Genomic DNA, 16,016 nt, shown 5'->3' on the forward strand with positions numbered 1-16,016 from the left:
TTTTGTCGGTAAAAAATATTAGAAATTTTTCTATTATAGCTCATATAGATCATGGAAAATCTACTCTTGCAGATAGGATTATTAGCGAGTGTGGTGCTATTAGCGATAGGCAGATGAGTTCACAAGTTATGGATACTATGGATATAGAAAAAGAGCGTGGTATCACCATAAAAGCACAATCAGTGCGTTTAAATTATAAATTTAATAACGAAAATTTTGTTTTAAATCTTATTGATACTCCTGGTCATGTGGATTTTTCTTATGAAGTGAGTCGTTCTTTGGCAAGTTGTGAAGGGGCTTTACTTGTAGTAGATGCTTCTCAAGGTGTTGAAGCACAGACTATAGCTAATGTTTATATAGCGCTTGAAAATAATCTTGAAATCATTCCCGTGATTAATAAAATCGATTTACCTAATGCTGATGTTGAAAAAGTAAAGTATGAAATCGAGCATATTATAGGTATAGATTGCAAAGATGCAATTTGCGTGAGTGCAAAAACAGGAGTGGGTATAAAAGAGCTTATAGAAACAATTATTACTAAAATCCCTGCACCAAAAACAGATGATGAAGCTCCTGCTAAGGCTTTAATTTATGATTCTTGGTTTGATAATTATTTGGGTGCTTTGGCTTTGGTTAGGATTTATGAGGGAAGTATAGCTAAAAACGATGAAGTTTTAGTCATGAGTACGGATAAAAAACATATAGTTCAAGATCTTTTTTATCCCCACCCTTTAACCCTAATTAAAACTCAATCTTTACAATCAGGTGAAGTAGGTGTGGTGGTTTTAGGGCTTAAAACTGTAGGTGATGTACAAGTAGGCGATACCATCACTTTGGTAAAAAACAAAGCTAAAGAAGCCATAGGCGGTTTTGAAAAGGCTAAAGCTTTTGTGTTTGCAGGACTTTATCCTATAGAAACGGATAAATTTGAAGATTTAAGAGATGCTTTGGATAAGCTAAAGCTTAACGATAGTTCTATTACCTATGAGCCTGAAACTTCTTTGGCTTTAGGCTTTGGTTTTAGGGTAGGGTTTTTAGGACTTTTACACATGGAAGTGATCAAAGAAAGACTTGAAAGAGAATTTAATCTTGATTTGATTGCTACAGCTCCAACTGTGACTTATGAAATTTATCAAACCGATGGAGAACTTGTTAAAATTCAAAATCCTAGCGAGCTTCCTCCTGTCAATAAAATCGATCATATAAAAGAGCCTTATGTTAAAGCCACTATCATTACTCCAAGTGAATTTTTAGGGAATTTAATCACTCTTTTAAATCGCAAAAGAGGAGTACAGGTTAAAATGGACTATATCACACCTGAGCGTGTTTTGCTAGAATATGATATACCTTTAAATGAGATTGTGATGGATTTTTATGATAAATTAAAGTCCTTAACAAAAGGCTATGCGAGTTTTGATTATGAACCTATAGAATTTAGAGTAGGGGATTTGGTAAAACTTGATATTAAGGTAGCGGGTGAAAATGTTGATGCGTTAAGCATTATTGTGCCTAATGAAAAAGCACAAAGTAAAGGAAGAGAACTTGTTAGCGCTATGAAAGAAATAGTTCCTAGACAGCTTTTTGAAGTGGCCATTCAAGCAAGTATTGGAAATAAAATCATCGCAAGGGAAACTGTTAAATCTATGGGTAAAAATGTGACAGCAAAATGCTATGGTGGGGATATTACTAGAAAAAGAAAGCTTTTAGAAAAGCAAAAAGAAGGTAAAAAAAGAATGAAAGCTATAGGTAAGGTAAATTTACCCCAAGAGGCTTTTTTGAGTGTTTTAAAGATAGATTGATGATAAATTTAAAACTTAGCTTGAAATTTGCTTGTATTTTTAATACAATTTTAAAATAATTTTCTAAGGAGAAAAAATGTTTAAAAAATTTTTGATTTTTATAGTGCCTATTTTATTTTTGAGTGCTTGTGCAACTAAACAAGATACTTTTGCTCAAGTTAATCAAATTTCTAAAAATTCTCAATGCAGTTCTTGTGAAAGTCCTGATGGTTTTGAAGCAAAGATTAAAGGGCTTTTATACATTAGTGATGTTGGAATTCAATGTTGTGCCAATAAACGCACTTTAGACACTGGTATTGCTTTAAAAAAGGTTTATTTACATAGATTTTATGATTTAAAAGAAGGGCAAAAAGTTTTAAATGCTAAAGGGAAAAAGTTATTTGTTGATGTGAATTTTAATGCGGTATTTTATACTTATTTAAAACAAGAACTTGAAGCTAGAGGAATAGTTGTGCTTGATAATAACGATCAAAATTCACCTTATGTGAGTAAGATTGATTTAGAATTTATATCTTATGGAGCAACTCAAGATGCTACAGGATTACATTCAAAACTAGTAGGAGTTTTACAAGTTAGTGATATAAACAAAAATAAGAAATTTACAATCCGCACCAAGCAAGATGTACAAGGTTTTGATAATCTAAAAGAAACAACTTTTTATACTCATTTGTTAATAAAACAAATGGCAAATAAAGCAGCTAGTTTAATCTCTGAACTTTGAGGTGTATAAATTGCGGAGCTTTTGCTCTGCTCTGCTTTTGTGATTTATGTGAGCTAGAGCTTTCTGAATTTTCCTTAAATGTAAGAAAGCTTGATAATAATTTCAAAGTCTATTCTTTTTATAAATACCATGAAATACAACACTTGCTTCACTCTAAGCATTATTTTTATGGTTATTTCGTTTATAAAATGCTTGCTAAATTAAGTTTTGCAAAATTTAAAGATTTTTTTGATCCTAGAATGACAATTAATGTTATAGCTTTAGATGATAAGGTTGAAGATATGCTTTATTCACATTCTGCTATTTTAGCTAGATATCTTAAAACAAAATTTGTAAAACCTGTTTTTAATGTTTTAAAAGCACAAAACCATATTAAATATTCTGGAAAAAGTTTAGAATTTCGTCAAAAACATAAAAGAAATTACAAACTCTTAAAAACCATTCACGAACCTGTAATTTTAGTAGATGATATTGTAACGACTGGTTCTAGCCTTTTGGAAGCTAAAAAAGTTTTAGAAGAAAATAAAATTTCTGTACTTTTTGCTCTTGTTTTAGCTGATGCAAAAGTTTAATATGCTATAATCAAAACTTTGAACTAATAGAAGGATTTTTATGGAGAATATTTTTAGCAAAGATTCTGATATTGAACTTGTAGATATAGAAAATTCTATAAAAAGTAGTTACTTAGACTATTCCATGAGTGTTATTATAGGTCGTGCTTTGCCTGATGCAAGAGATGGTTTAAAGCCTGTTCATAGAAGAATTTTATATGCTATGCAAAATGATGAGGCAAAAAGTAGAACAGATTTTGTCAAATCAGCCCGTATAGTGGGTGCTGTTATAGGTCGTTATCACCCACATGGAGATACAGCAGTTTATGATGCTTTGGTTAGAATGGCTCAAGATTTTTCTATGAGATATCCAAGTATTACAGGACAAGGCAACTTTGGATCTATAGATGGCGACAGCGCTGCTGCGATGCGTTATACCGAAGCAAAAATGAGTAAACTTTCTCATGAGCTTTTAAAAGATATAGATAAAGATACGGTCGATTTTGTTCCAAATTATGATGGTTCAGAAAGTGAACCTGATGTTTTACCTTCTAGGGTTCCAAATTTATTATTAAATGGTTCAAGTGGTATAGCTGTAGGTATGGCGACAAACATCCCACCTCATAGTTTAAATGAGTTGATAGATGGACTTTTATATTTGCTTGATAATAAAGATGCAAGCTTAGAAGAGATTATGCAGTTTATCAAAGGTCCAGATTTTCCAACAGGTGGAATAATTTATGGTAAAAAAGGTATTATAGAAGCTTATCGCACAGGGCGTGGTCGCGTGAAAGTGCGAGCTAAAACTCATATTGAAAAAAAGACAAATAAAGATGTTATTGTTATAGATGAGCTTCCTTATCAAACCAATAAAGCCAGGCTTATAGAGCAGATTGCAGAGCTTGTTAAAGAAAAGCAAATTGAAGGAATATCTGAAGTAAGAGATGAGAGTAATAAAGAAGGAATCCGTGTTGTTATAGAGCTTAAACGTGAGGCTATGAGTGAAATTGTTTTAAATAATCTATTTAAATCTACCACTATGGAAAGTACTTTTGGTGTGATTATGTTGGCAATTCACAATAAAGAACCTAAAATTTTCTCTTTGTTAGAACTTTTAAATCTTTTCTTAACCCATAGAAAAACAGTTATTATTAGAAGAACGATTTTTGAACTTCAAAAGGCAAGAGCAAGAGCTCATATTTTAGAAGGTCTTAAAATTGCACTTGATAATATAGATGAAGTGATTGCTTTAATTAAAAATAGTTCTGATAATAATACCGCAAGAGATTCTTTGGTAGCTAAATTTGGTCTTAGTGAGCTTCAAGCCAATGCTATTTTAGATATGAAACTGGGTCGTTTAACAGGACTTGAAAGAGAAAAAATCGAAAATGAACTTGCAGAATTAATGAAAGAAATTGCAAGACTTGAAGAAATTTTAAAAAGTGAAACCTTGCTTGAAAATTTAATTCGCGATGAATTAAAAGAAATTAGAAGCAAATTTGATGTGCCACGTATTACTCAAATTGAAGATGATTATGATGATATTGATATTGAAGATTTGATTCCTAATGAAAATATGGTTGTAACTATTACCCATCGTGGTTATATTAAGCGTGTGCCTAGTAAACAATATGAAAAGCAAAAACGAGGCGGAAAAGGAAAATTAGCCGTTACGACTTATGATGATGATTTTATAGAAAGTTTCTTTACGGCAAATACACATGATACACTTATGTTTGTAACAGATCGTGGACAGCTTTATTGGCTTAAAGTTTATAAAATTCCTGAAGGCTCAAGAACGGCTAAAGGAAAAGCAGTGGTAAATCTTATTAATTTACAAGCTGAAGAAAAAATCATGGCTATTATTCCAACCACGGATTTTGATGAGAGTAAATCTTTATGTTTCTTTACTAAAAATGGTATTGTAAAGCGTACAAATTTGAGTGAATATCAAAATATCAGAAGTGTAGGAGTTAGAGCGATCAACTTGGATGAAAATGATGAGTTGGTAACTGCTATTATTGTTCAAAGAGATGAAGATGAAATTTTTGCCAGTGGTGGTGAAGAAAATTTAGAAAATCAAGAAATTGAAAATTTAGATGATGAAAATCTTGAAAATGAAGAAAGTGTAAGCACGCAAGGTAAAATGCTCTTTGCAATAACCAAAAAAGGTATGTGTATCAAATTCCCACTTGCTAAAGTGCGTGAAATCGGCCGTGTAAGTCGTGGGGTGACGGCTATTAAATTTAAAGAGAAAAATGACGAATTAGTAGGTGCAGTTGTTATAGAAAATGATGAGCAAGAAATTTTAAGCATAAGTGCAAAAGGTATAGGAAAACGCACAAATGCTGGAGAATATAGATTGCAAAGTAGAGGTGGTAAGGGTGTAATTTGTATGAAACTTACAGAAAAAACCAAAGATCTTATTAGCGTAGTTATAGTAGATGAAACTATGGATTTGATGGCTCTTACAAGTTCAGGCAAGATGATACGTGTTGATATGCAAAGCATTAGAAAAGCAGGGCGTAATACAAGTGGCGTCATCGTGGTTAATGTGGAAAATGACGAGGTGGTTAGCATCGCTAAGTGTCCTAAAGAGGAAAATGATGAGGATGAGTTAAGCGATGAAAACTTTGGTTTAGATTTGCAATAAGTTTAAAGTTGGAACGCTTATTGCTTTTTATTTTACTAATTACAATATTTTGAAGGTGTAAAAATGAAAAAAATTTATTTTATGCTAGCAATAGCAGGAATTTTCGCTGGTTGTGTACCAAGTGCCAACAGTGCAACTAAAAATTCAAGTGCAAATAGCACTGCTCCATCTCAAGATGTTATCGTGCAAAAAGTCGATAAAGATGATGTGCGTGATATTATCAGAGAAGAAAAAATGTTGGCTCCAGATGCTAGCGAAACGGAACTTAGTTTTACAGCAGTTGGTGAAGGGATTGCTCCGATGAATACAGTTTCTACTGCTCAAGCCCTAGCTTTAGCAAAAAGAGCAGCGATTACAGATGCTTACAGACAGCTTGCAAGTAAGCTTTATGGTGTGAAAGTGAATGGTAAAGACACTGTAAAAGATGCAATGCTTAGAAGTTCAACTATTACTGCGCAAGTAAATGGTTTGATAAAAAATGCAAGTATTATTGATGAGAATTTTAATCAAGGGCTTTATAGAGTAAACTTAGAACTTAAAATCGATGCAGACAAGTGGAAAGAATTGTTTGCTTATTAATTTTTCTTAGCTTTAAGCTTTTTGCCCAAGATGAATTTATTTTTTGGGCAGAGCTTTCTAGTAAAAATTTCATTCTCTTTCATCAAAATCAAAATTTATCCTTAGCAATGACGCAAAGCGAAAATGTTGAAGAACAATGGGTATGTGAAATTTCTTATAGTGATCAAGATTTAAAAGTTTTACCTCGAACTTCTTTAGGATTAATTGATGATAATATGCTAAAAACAATTAAATTTAATTTTTTAAATTCTCATAAAGATGAGTTAAGTGATTGCTTTATAGGAGCTAAAATCAGTGTTAAGGATATTGTTAATACCGACTTATTACGTGCTCAAAGTGAAACCTATGTTAAAATTTTACCCTTGCGTTTTACCGTGGAATTTGGCGAACAAAATGCGATAATTTATTATCTTAAAAAAAAGTAAATTCAAAATTAAGCGCAAATTGGATACTATAGCAGAAATTTTTTAAAAGGCTTAGGATGAATTTAGTCATAGTAGAAGATGATATTAATATGCGCAAATCCTTAGAAATTGCATTAGCAGAGTATGAAGAATTTAATATTAAATCTTATAAATCTGCTACTGAAGCTTTAAAAAAAATAGATGAGAATACAGATTTGATTATTACAGATATTAATATGCCAGGAATTGATGGCATAGAATTTGTTAAAGCCTGTGAAAATAAATATGATTTTATTATTATGACAGGAAATGCTACTTTAAGTCGTGCTATAGAAGCGGTTCGTTTGGGAGTAAAAGATTTTTTAACCAAGCCTTTTGATGTTGATACTTTAGTCGAGGCTATTAAGCGTGCTAAAATCATAAGAGAAAAAACAGCCGATAAAAAAAGCAAAAAAAATGAAAAAAAAGAAGAAAATAAAGATTTTTTTTCAACTTCTCCTAATTTAGAAAAAACATTAAATTTAAGTCAAAAAGCGGCTAAAACTGATGCCTCTGTAATGTTTTTTGGAGAGAGTGGAGTAGGAAAAGAGGTATTTTCTCGTTATATTCACACTCATTCTAAACGCTCTAATAAGCCTTTTGTTGCTATTAATATGGCAGCCATTCCTGCAAATTTGATTGAAAGTGAGCTTTTTGGTTTTGAAAAAGGTGCTTTTACTGATGCCAATGCAACTAAAATAGGGCTTTTTGAAATGGCTAATGAGGGTACTTTGTTTTTAGATGAAATTGGCGAAATGCCTTATGAAATTCAAGCCAAACTTTTAAGAGCTTTGCAAGAAAAAGAAATCACACGACTTGGAAGTACGAAAAACATCAAAATAGATGTAAGAATTATCAGTGCAACTAATGCAAATTTAGATGAAAAAATAAAAAATGGCGAATTTCGTTCAGATTTATATTATCGTTTAAACACTGTTCCTATTAATATTCCGCCTTTAAGAGAGCGTAAAGAAGAAATTTTAGGTATAGCTCAAAAGGTTTTAGAAGATACTTGTAAAGAATATGATTTTAAGGAAAAACAGCTCAGCCAAGAAGCTAAAAATGCTTTACTTGAATATGATTTTCCTGGTAATATTAGAGAATTAATATCCGTTGTACAAAGAGCTTGTATTTTAAGTGAAAATGATGAAATTTCAAGTGAAGATTTGTTCTTAGAAGCTAGAAGTATAAAAAAAGATGTAAAGAATTTAGAGAAAGAATTGATTTGTGAAGTTCTTTTAAGTGTAGATTATGACAAGGATCAAGCTTCTCAAATTTTAGGTATGGATATAAAAATTTTAAATGAAAAAATTAAAAAATATCAAATAAAGGATAAGTAATGTCAAAAAAACAAAAAATAGCTATTGTGGGTGCTACTGGTGCGGTTGGGGAAGAGCTTTTAAATGTTTTAGATGAACTTGATTTCCCAGTGGAAAGTATTTTACCTTTAGCAAGTGTAAAAAGTGTAGGTAGTGAAGTAGAATTTAAAGGCAAAGCTTATAAAGTCAAAGAACTTACTGAAAATGTATTTAAAGAAAATCCTATTGATATTGCTTTTTTTAGCGCAGGTGGAAGTGTGAGTGAAAAATATGCTAAATTTGCAGTAGAATCGAGTGCTGTTGTTATTGATAATACAAGTCATTTTAGAATGGAAAAAGATGTTCCTTTGGTGGTTCCTGAATGCAATCCTGAGGATATTAAAGATTGGAAAAAAACAGGGATTATTGCTAATCCAAATTGTTCTACCATACAAATGGTGCAAGTTTTAAAACCTTTAAATGATGCATTTAATTTAAAGCGTGTTGATGTAAGTACCTATCAGGCTGCAAGTGGAGCAGGAAAAGAAGGAATGCAAGAATTGGTTGAAGCCATGCAAAGTTTTTTTGCTTTTAAACTTGATGAGTTTAAATCTCAAACTTTTCCTTATACTTTGGCACTTAATCTTATTCCACAAATTGATGTTTTTATGGATAATGATTACACCAAAGAAGAACTTAAAATGGTTAATGAAACTCAAAAAATTTTACATAAAAATTTAGAAGTTTCAGCAACTTGTGTAAGAGTGCCTGTTTTAAGAAGTCATAGCGAAGCCATTACTATGCATTTTGAAAAAGAAATAGATGTAAAAAAAGCTAAAGAAATTTTAGAAAAAGCACCAAGTGTTGTTGTCATAGATGATCCTAAAAATAAAAAATACCCTATGCCTTTAATGACTAGCGATACTAATGAAACTTATGTAGGAAGAATTCGTGCTGATGTGTATGATAAAAAAATACTCCATCTTTGGTGTGTGGCAGATCAAATTCGTGTAGGTGCTGCAACAAACGCTGTGCGTATTGCGCAAAAATGGTTAGAATTAAAAAATAAATAAGGAAAAAAATGTTAGAGAAAATATTTGAATCTTTACTTGTTAGAAGTCGTATTGTTACAATTTTACCCGTAATTTTTGGTTTAATTGGAGCTTTTGTATTGTTTTTTATTGCAAGTTATGATGTTTTAAAAGTTATATTTTATACTTATAATTATTTTTTTGATGCAGGTTCTAATGTGGATTTGCATGAGGATGTGGTGGCTTTAATTATAGGAGCTGTTGATCTTTATCTTATGGCTTTAGTTTTGTTTATTTTTTCTTTTGGAGTTTATGAGCTTTTTATCAGCGAAATAGAAGAATTTAAACAAACAAAACAAAGCAAGGTTTTAGAGGTGCATAGCTTAGATCAATTAAAAGACAAGCTTGCAAAAGTTATCATTATGGTCTTAGTGGTAAATTTCTTTCAAAGGGTTTTGCAGATGAAATTTGCTACTCCTGTGGATATGGCTTTTCTTGCTGGATCGATTTTAGCTCTTTGTGTAGGACTTTATTTTTTACATAAAGGTGGTCATTAACAAGGATTATCTTTTTTTGATATAATCGTTTTTTGTGTTTAAAGAATAAAAATGAAAAAAATATTTTTAATTGGTATGATTTTAAATCATTTTGTTTTTGCAGCTCCTTTAGATGAAGTCTTTAAAGATATAGAAGTTTCAGGGACTGTTCGTTATCGCTATGATATTAAAAAAGAAAAAAAATACAACAAAAAAACACATAGATATCAAAATAAAACACAAACGGAAATTACAATAAAATAAGGAAAATCATGATTATACGATGGTTGTTTATTAGTTCAATATTTGTTGTTGCGCTTTTTGGTATTAATTTGAAATCATTTTTTACTTATACCTTTGATGCAAATAAGCAATATGATATGGAAAAAGCGAAGGCTTTGTATTTTCAAAATAAATGCAATACTTGCCATGGAGATAATGCTGAAAAGAGTGTTATAGGATCTAGAATTTTAAAAGATATGTCTCCTGAGGATATTAAAGGAGCTTTGATAGGTTATACTCTTGATAGTAGTAGTTCTACAATAGCTTCTCAAATGGCTTTTTATACTAGAAATTTAAGCCACGAGGATATAGATAATATTATTGCTTATATTAAAGGTGGAAATTTTGCGCTTGATTTGCAAGTAAAAGATCTTCTTGAAGAAGAACCTGCGCAAAAAACAAAACATAATATATTTCTAAAATAAAATGTAAAAACTATAATTAAAAGGAATGCTATGAAAAAACTAACTTTAACTTTAAGTGTTTTAACTATGGTAAATTGCTTATATGCTAAGGATATTAATATAGGAGTAGTTTTACCTTTAACTGGAACTGTGGCAGCTTATGGGCAAGATGTTTTTAACGGAATTGAACTGGCTAATAAGCTACAGCCAAAACTTTCAAATGGAGATGTTATTAAACTTATCACAATAGATACAAAAGGAGATAAGCTTGAAACTTCAAACGGAGTTAATCGTTTAATAGCAACAGATAAAGTCCTTGGGATTATTGGTGAAGCTACAACTCCAAATACCATTCAAGCTATTTCTATAGCAGAAGAGAAAAAAATTCCCCTAATAGCTCCAGTGGCATCTGGAGATAAATTGCTAGATAAAAAGAAATATGCAAGTAGAGTTTGTTTTAAAGATAGTTTTCAAGGAGATAAATTTGCCACTTATGTATCTAAGGATTTAGGACTTAAAAATGCTGTTATCATCATAGATCAAAGCAATGTTTATTCTTTAGGTTTGGCAAGAGCTTTTGAAAATTCTTTTAAGAATAATGGTGGGAAAATTATAAAAAAACTTGTTATTAATTCAGGAGATAAAGATTTTAGAGCTGTGGTTTCGCAACTTAAGAGTTTAAATCCTGATTTTGTTTATATGCCTATTTATCATCCTGAAGCTGCTTTAATTGCGAGACAAGCAAGACAAATTGGTTTTGATAAACTTTTAGCAGCAGGAGATGGTGTTAATAATCAAACTTTTATAGATCTTGGCGGAAGTGCTGTCAATGGAGTAATTTTCACTGATAGTTTTGATTATAACAATCCATCTACACAATTAGGAAAAGATTTTGTTGCAGCTTATGAGAAAGTTAAAGGAACAAAAGAACTTCCAGCATTTTCGGCTATGGGGGCTGATGCGTATTTTGTAATGTTGAATGCTATGAATGCTTGCGTTGATAATCTTAGCAGCGAATGTATTAATAGTAAAATTCATCAAACTAAAGATTTTCAAGCTGTTGGTGGTGTGATTAGCATAGATGAAAGCGGTAATGCTATTCGTTCTGTTGTGATTAAAAAAATTCAAAATCAAAAACAAAATTATAAAACAATTATAAATCCATAATTACTAAAATAAAGGTAGAGAATGAAAAAAAGTTTAATTTTAGCAAGTATTCTAAGTTTAAGTTTAAGTGCTGCGGAAGTCAAAATAGGAGTTGTTTTACCACTTAGCGGAGCTACTGCAGCATATGGACAAAGTGCACTAGAAGGGATTAAACTTGCAAATTCAATGCAATCAACTTTAAGTAATGGAGATAAGGTTTCTCTTGCTATTATTGATACTAAAGGTGATAAATTAGAATCTTCGAGTGGAGCAAATCGCTTAGTTTCTCAAGATAAAGTTATAGGTCTTATAGGGGAAATGGTTACTGCTAATACATTGCAAGTTATGCGCGTAGCAGAAGATAATAAAATTCCATTGATCGCTCCTGCTGCAACTGGTGATAGATTGCTTGATAAAAAAATATATTCTTCTCGAGTATGTTTTATGGATAGTTTTCAAGGTTCATCTTTAGCAAAATATGTTTTTTCAAAACTTAATTACAAAAGTGCTGTTATTGTAGTAGATCAAAGCACTGACTATTCCTTAGGTTTAGCAAAAGCTTTTGAAAAACAGTATAAGTCTAATGGTGGTCAAATTCTTAGAATTTTAAGAGTTAATTCAGGTGATAAAGATTTTAGAGCTATTGTAGCTCAAGTTAAAAGTTTAAATCCAGAATTTATTTTTTTACCGCTTTATTATAGTGAAGCTTCTTTATTTGCAAGACAATCAAAACTCGCAGGTTTAAATATTCCTATGGGTTCTGCAGATGGAGTTGCTGATCAAACTTTTATTAGTTTAGCTGGAGATGCAAGCGAGGGTTATATTTTCACAGATAGTTTTGATGCTAATAATCCAACTACAAAATTAAGCAAAGAATTTATCAGTGTTTATGAAAAAGCTAAAGGAACAAAAGAAGTTCCAAATTTTTCAGCTATGGGTGCTGATGCGTATTTTGTAATGCTAAATGCTATGAATGCTTGTGTTGAAAAACTTACTAGTAAGTGTGTCAATGAAAAAATTCACCAAACTAAAAATTATCAAGGTGTTTCTGGTGTTATCAGTATTGATCAAACAGGAAATGCAACTCGTTCTGTAGTGGTTAAAGAAATTAAAAATCAAAAGCAAAATTATAAAGATATTATCAATCCTTAAAGGAAAAATAGAAAGATTATGGATTCTACTTTATTTTTACAACAACTTGTTAATGGACTTAGTTTGGGCAGTATGTATGCCCTTATTGCTGTTGGCTATACTATGGTTTATGGCGTGTTAAGACTTATTAATTTTGCTCACGGCGATATTATGATGGTTGGTGCTTATGCAGCTCTTTTTTGCATGACTAATCTAAATGTTCCTTTTCTAGGAGCTTTATCTTTGGCAATGATTTTTGCTGCCTGTGTTGGAATAGCTACAGATAGAATCGCCTATAAACCTTTAAGACAGGCTCCTAGAATTTCATTGTTGATTACAGCAATTGGTATTAGTTTTTTCTTGCAAAATCTTTTTAATATGCTTTTTACTTCAACACCTAGAACTTTTACACCGCCAAGTTATTTTGAGGAAAGTGTTAATTTTGGTGGAGTGATAACAACTTATGGTTCTTTAATGGTTCCTGCTCTTACATTTGTTATTTTAATAGCAGTGTTATGGATTTTGTATAAAAGTAAATATGGTATAGCTATTCGTGCTTTGGCATTTGATATACAAACAGTAAATTTAATGGGTATAGATGCAAATCGTATTATTGCTATAGTTTTTGCCCTAGGTTCAGCTTTGGCAGCAGTTGGGGGTGTTTTTTGGGCTGCAAATTATTACTCTGTTGAACCTACTATGGGAACTTTAATAGGTTTAAAAGCTTTTGCTGCTGCAGTTTTAGGAGGTATAGGTTCTGTAGTAGGTGCAGTTTTGGGTGGACTTATTATAGGATTTACTGAAGTTGTTGTTGTGGCTTTTTTTCCAGATTTATCAGGCTTTAAAGATGCATTTGCTTTTATTTTTTTGGTGTTTATATTGTTATTTAGGCCTACGGGAATTTTAGGTATAAATTTTGAAAAGAGTAGGTTTTAATGATGGTTAAAATTAAGGTTTCACATTTAATCTTTTTAATTGCTTCAATTATTTTTATTTTCATTTCTCCTTATATTTTTGGGGACTATGGATTAAACATTGTTAATCAAATTGCTATTTTTATTATTTTGGCTGTGAGTTACAACCTTATTAATGGTGTAACTGGACAATTTTCACTAGAACCCAATGGATTTGTTGCGATTGGAGCTTATGCGGCTGCTTTAGTTCTTTTGAGTGCTGATGCGAAAAATGATCAGTTTTTTTTAGATGGTCCTAGTTCTTTTATTTTAGCCATCCATTCAAATTCCTTTATTCTAGCTTTAATTGTAGCTGGAATTTGTTCATCTTTACTTGCCCTGATTTTGGCTTTTGCTGTATTTCGCGTGAGAGGGGATTATTTGGCTATTGTAACTTTAGGCTTCGGAATAATTATTAAAATAGCTGCTATTAATTTTCCTTCTATTACTAATGGCTCAAGAGGACTGGTAGATATTCCACAATTTTCCACGATCTATTGGACAGGTGGTATTGCTATTGTAGCGGTTATTTTAATTTTAAATATAGTTTATTCTAAATATGGTCGTGCAATGAAGGCTATAAGAGATGATGAAGATGCTGCAAGCGCTATGGGAATAAATACTTTTTGGATAAAAACTTTAGCTTTTAGCACTTCAGCATTTTTAGAAGGTGTAGGTGGCGGACTTTTAGCTTGTCTATTGACTACCGTATCTCCAACTCAATTTGATTTTTTACTTACTTTTCAGCTTTTGATTATTATTGTTTTAGGTGGACTTGGTTCTACTACAGGTGCTATTATAGGTGCGATATTGGTTATTGGTGGAAGCGAGTGGCTTAGATTTTTAGATGAGTTAAATATAAAAATAGATTCTTTAAATCTTGATATCCAATCAACGCCAGGGCTTAGAATGGTTGTTTTTTCTATTGTTCTGATTTTAGTAATGCTTTTTGCAAGAAAAGGCATAATGGGTTATTATGAGTTGAGTGATGTGATTAGAGGGATTAAAAAGCGTTTTAAAAGGAGTGAAAAATGATTTTGGAATTAAAACAAATTTCAAAAAGTTTTGGTAGTGTTAAGGCTATTAATGAAACTTCTTTTAAAATCAATGAGGGTGAAATTTTTGCTTTAATTGGACCTAATGGGGCTGGTAAAACAACTCTTTTTAATATTATAACAGGTAACTATAAACCTAGTTCAGGTTCGGTTGAATTTCTAGGAGAAAGAATTGACCACTTAAAACCTCATAAGATTGTGCATTTAGGAATAGCTAGAACATTTCAAAATATTAGGCTTTTTTCAAGCATGAATGTGCTTGAAAATGTTCTTATTGGTTTTAATAAACAAATGAAATATAATATTTTTGAAGCCTTTTTGCATTTAGGGCGTTTTGGAAAAATAGAACAAGTATTTAAAGAGAAGGCTTATGCAATATTAGAAGAACTTGGTATTGCAGAATTTGCCAATGAAAAGGCTACTAGCTTAAGTTATGGACAACAAAGAAAAGTTGAGATTGCAAGAGCAATGGCTACTCAGCCAAGATTATTATTGCTTGATGAGCCAGCCGCTGGGATGAATAGCTCTGAGAGCGATGAACTTGCTGAGCTCATTTTTAAATTACGAAAAGATTATAAAATTAGCGTTTTGCTTATAGAGCATGATATGAAATTTGTAAATAAATTGTGCGATCGCGTATTGGTACTTGATTATGGAAAAACAATTTTTGAAGGTAAACTTTGCGATGCTGTAAATCATAAAGAAGTAATTGCTGCGTATTTAGGGGATTTTGATGCTAATAGTTAAAGATTTGCATGTTTATTATGGATTAATTGAAGCTGTTAAAGGGATTGATTTTAAAGTGGAAACAGGCCATATTGTTTCTCTTATAGGTTCAAATGGAGCAGGTAAAACTTCAACTTTAAATGCGCTTTTAAACTCAGTTAAAAGAACTGGTGAGGTTAATTTCTTAGGTTATGATACTAAAAGGCATTTAACTCATACTTTAGTTCAAAAAGGTATAGCTTTAGTTCCTGAAGGAAGGCGTGTTTTTATTAATTTAAGCGTAGAGGAAAATTTAAAAATAGGTACTTTTAATAATGCTGAAAATTATGAGCATTTAAGAGAGCAAATGTATAAACTTTTTCCAAGACTTGCAAGTAAAAAGCATGCTTTAGCTGGAACATTGAGTGGAGGGGAAGCGCAAATGCTTGCGATTTCAAGGGCTTTAATGAGCGAACCAAAACTTTTGATGTTGGATGAGCCTTCTTTGGGACTTGCTCCAAAGATTGTGGGTGAAGTTTTTGATATTATTGTGCGTTTAAAAGAAGAGGGTATAACTATTCTTTTGGTAGAGCAAAATGCTTATTCTGCATTAAAAATAAGTGATTATGCTTATGTTTTGGAAAATGGTCGCATTGTAATGGAAAACGAGGCTAAAAATTTAATAGGTGATGATGAGATTAGAAAGAAATATTTAGGGCTTTAAAATTT

Annotated in this window: 17 protein-coding genes; all 17 read left to right on the forward strand. The window is 31.4% G+C overall.

The features are described from left to right. The first annotated feature begins 2 nt into the window (after nucleotides 1-2). The 17 genes from lepA (at nucleotide 3) to FBE93_RS03540 (ending at nucleotide 16,011) form a co-directional block, all read left to right on the forward strand. Nucleotides 3-1,799 carry a translation elongation factor 4 gene (gene lepA / locus FBE93_RS03460; protein WP_002932848.1) on the forward strand — a complete coding sequence of 599 codons (1,797 nt, stop codon included), beginning with the start codon at nucleotides 3-5 and terminating at the stop codon, nucleotides 1,797-1,799. A 76-nt stretch (nucleotides 1,800-1,875) separates the two neighbouring features. Continuing rightward, a complete protein-coding gene (gene mapA / locus FBE93_RS03465) occupies nucleotides 1,876-2,520 on the forward strand; it encodes an outer membrane lipoprotein MapA (RefSeq protein WP_048818623.1) in 645 nt (214 codons plus the stop codon). Next, nucleotides 2,517-3,092: a ComF family protein gene (locus FBE93_RS03470; RefSeq protein WP_002870583.1), complete on the forward strand. Its 576-nt coding sequence runs from the start codon at nucleotides 2,517-2,519 to the stop codon at nucleotides 3,090-3,092. The genes mapA and FBE93_RS03470 overlap by 4 nt, the downstream gene beginning before the upstream one ends. A 40-nt stretch (nucleotides 3,093-3,132) precedes the next feature. Continuing rightward, complete coding sequence (gyrA, locus tag FBE93_RS03475; protein WP_165434180.1) at nucleotides 3,133-5,724, forward strand: DNA topoisomerase (ATP-hydrolyzing) subunit A; 2,592 nt, start codon at nucleotides 3,133-3,135, stop codon at nucleotides 5,722-5,724. A gap of 63 nt (nucleotides 5,725-5,787) precedes the next feature. Then, a complete protein-coding gene (gene flgP, locus FBE93_RS03480) occupies nucleotides 5,788-6,303 on the forward strand; it encodes a flagellar assembly lipoprotein FlgP (protein ID WP_002852972.1) in 516 nt (171 codons plus the stop codon). Further along, on the forward strand, nucleotides 6,279-6,728 hold the full coding sequence (gene flgQ, locus FBE93_RS03485; protein WP_002867163.1) for a flagellar assembly protein FlgQ: 450 nt from the start codon (nucleotides 6,279-6,281) through the stop codon (nucleotides 6,726-6,728). Before flgP ends, flgQ begins: the two co-directional genes overlap by 25 nt. Nucleotides 6,729-6,784: 56 nt before the next feature. Next, complete coding sequence (gene flgR / locus FBE93_RS03490; protein WP_002932854.1) at nucleotides 6,785-8,086, forward strand: fla regulon two-component system response regulator; 1,302 nt, start codon at nucleotides 6,785-6,787, stop codon at nucleotides 8,084-8,086. Beyond that, complete coding sequence (locus tag FBE93_RS03495) at nucleotides 8,086-9,117, forward strand: aspartate-semialdehyde dehydrogenase (RefSeq protein ID WP_002932856.1); 1,032 nt, start codon at nucleotides 8,086-8,088, stop codon at nucleotides 9,115-9,117. The genes flgR and FBE93_RS03495 overlap by 1 nt, the downstream gene beginning before the upstream one ends. An 8-nt stretch (nucleotides 9,118-9,125) precedes the next feature. Next, nucleotides 9,126-9,632 carry a YqhA family protein gene (locus FBE93_RS03500; protein ID WP_002852919.1) on the forward strand — a complete coding sequence of 169 codons (507 nt, stop codon included), beginning with the start codon at nucleotides 9,126-9,128 and terminating at the stop codon, nucleotides 9,630-9,632. A gap of 51 nt (nucleotides 9,633-9,683) precedes the next feature. After that, nucleotides 9,684-9,875: a mini-MOMP protein gene (locus FBE93_RS03505; protein ID WP_002853004.1), complete on the forward strand. Its 192-nt coding sequence runs from the start codon at nucleotides 9,684-9,686 to the stop codon at nucleotides 9,873-9,875. Nucleotides 9,876-9,883: 8 nt separating this feature from the next. Further along, complete coding sequence (locus FBE93_RS03510) at nucleotides 9,884-10,318, forward strand: cytochrome c (RefSeq protein WP_165434181.1); 435 nt, start codon at nucleotides 9,884-9,886, stop codon at nucleotides 10,316-10,318. A 30-nt stretch (nucleotides 10,319-10,348) separates the two neighbouring features. Further along, a complete protein-coding gene (locus tag FBE93_RS03515) occupies nucleotides 10,349-11,464 on the forward strand; it encodes an ABC transporter substrate-binding protein (RefSeq protein WP_002932861.1) in 1,116 nt (371 codons plus the stop codon). A gap of 21 nt (nucleotides 11,465-11,485) precedes the next feature. Next, nucleotides 11,486-12,595 carry an ABC transporter substrate-binding protein gene (locus FBE93_RS03520; RefSeq protein WP_002932863.1) on the forward strand — a complete coding sequence of 370 codons (1,110 nt, stop codon included), beginning with the start codon at nucleotides 11,486-11,488 and terminating at the stop codon, nucleotides 12,593-12,595. 18 nt (nucleotides 12,596-12,613) lie between these two features. Further along, nucleotides 12,614-13,510: a branched-chain amino acid ABC transporter permease gene (locus FBE93_RS03525; protein WP_002852952.1), complete on the forward strand. Its 897-nt coding sequence runs from the start codon at nucleotides 12,614-12,616 to the stop codon at nucleotides 13,508-13,510. Then, a complete protein-coding gene (locus FBE93_RS03530) occupies nucleotides 13,510-14,562 on the forward strand; it encodes a branched-chain amino acid ABC transporter permease (RefSeq protein WP_002893210.1) in 1,053 nt (350 codons plus the stop codon). Before FBE93_RS03525 ends, FBE93_RS03530 begins: the two co-directional genes overlap by 1 nt. After that, complete coding sequence (locus FBE93_RS03535; protein ID WP_002893211.1) at nucleotides 14,559-15,329, forward strand: ABC transporter ATP-binding protein; 771 nt, start codon at nucleotides 14,559-14,561, stop codon at nucleotides 15,327-15,329. The genes FBE93_RS03530 and FBE93_RS03535 overlap by 4 nt, the downstream gene beginning before the upstream one ends. Beyond that, nucleotides 15,316-16,011, forward strand: a complete 696-nt coding sequence (locus FBE93_RS03540) for an ABC transporter ATP-binding protein (protein ID WP_002932864.1) — start codon at nucleotides 15,316-15,318, stop codon at nucleotides 16,009-16,011. Before FBE93_RS03535 ends, FBE93_RS03540 begins: the two co-directional genes overlap by 14 nt. The last annotated feature ends 5 nt before the right edge of the window (nucleotides 16,012-16,016 follow it).

Source organism: Campylobacter sp. CFSAN093229 (assembly GCF_011068225.1).
GTDB classification, from domain to species: Bacteria; Campylobacterota; Campylobacteria; order Campylobacterales; family Campylobacteraceae; genus Campylobacter_D; species Campylobacter_D jejuni.

What these genes read in the sequence shown, in the direction of transcription:
- flgP (WP_002852972.1), top strand. Translation starts at nt 5,788, where the DNA reads ATGAAAAAAATTTATTTTATGCTAGCAATAGCAGGAATTTTCGCTGGT.
- FBE93_RS03515 (WP_002932861.1), top strand. Translation starts at nt 10,349, where the DNA reads ATGAAAAAACTAACTTTAACTTTAAGTGTTTTAACTATGGTAAATTGC.
- gyrA (WP_165434180.1), top strand. Translation starts at nt 3,133, where the DNA reads ATGGAGAATATTTTTAGCAAAGATTCTGATATTGAACTTGTAGATATA.
- FBE93_RS03505 (WP_002853004.1), top strand. Translation starts at nt 9,684, where the DNA reads ATGAAAAAAATATTTTTAATTGGTATGATTTTAAATCATTTTGTTTTT.
- FBE93_RS03530 (WP_002893210.1), top strand. Translation starts at nt 13,510, where the DNA reads ATGATGGTTAAAATTAAGGTTTCACATTTAATCTTTTTAATTGCTTCA.
- FBE93_RS03500 (WP_002852919.1), top strand. Translation starts at nt 9,126, where the DNA reads ATGTTAGAGAAAATATTTGAATCTTTACTTGTTAGAAGTCGTATTGTT.
- FBE93_RS03510 (WP_165434181.1), top strand. Translation starts at nt 9,884, where the DNA reads ATGATTATACGATGGTTGTTTATTAGTTCAATATTTGTTGTTGCGCTT.
- mapA (WP_048818623.1), top strand. Translation starts at nt 1,876, where the DNA reads ATGTTTAAAAAATTTTTGATTTTTATAGTGCCTATTTTATTTTTGAGT.
- FBE93_RS03525 (WP_002852952.1), top strand. Translation starts at nt 12,614, where the DNA reads ATGGATTCTACTTTATTTTTACAACAACTTGTTAATGGACTTAGTTTG.
- FBE93_RS03520 (WP_002932863.1), top strand. Translation starts at nt 11,486, where the DNA reads ATGAAAAAAAGTTTAATTTTAGCAAGTATTCTAAGTTTAAGTTTAAGT.
- FBE93_RS03540 (WP_002932864.1), top strand. Translation starts at nt 15,316, where the DNA reads ATGCTAATAGTTAAAGATTTGCATGTTTATTATGGATTAATTGAAGCT.
- FBE93_RS03535 (WP_002893211.1), top strand. Translation starts at nt 14,559, where the DNA reads ATGATTTTGGAATTAAAACAAATTTCAAAAAGTTTTGGTAGTGTTAAG.
- FBE93_RS03495 (WP_002932856.1), top strand. Translation starts at nt 8,086, where the DNA reads ATGTCAAAAAAACAAAAAATAGCTATTGTGGGTGCTACTGGTGCGGTT.
- flgR (WP_002932854.1), top strand. Translation starts at nt 6,785, where the DNA reads ATGAATTTAGTCATAGTAGAAGATGATATTAATATGCGCAAATCCTTA.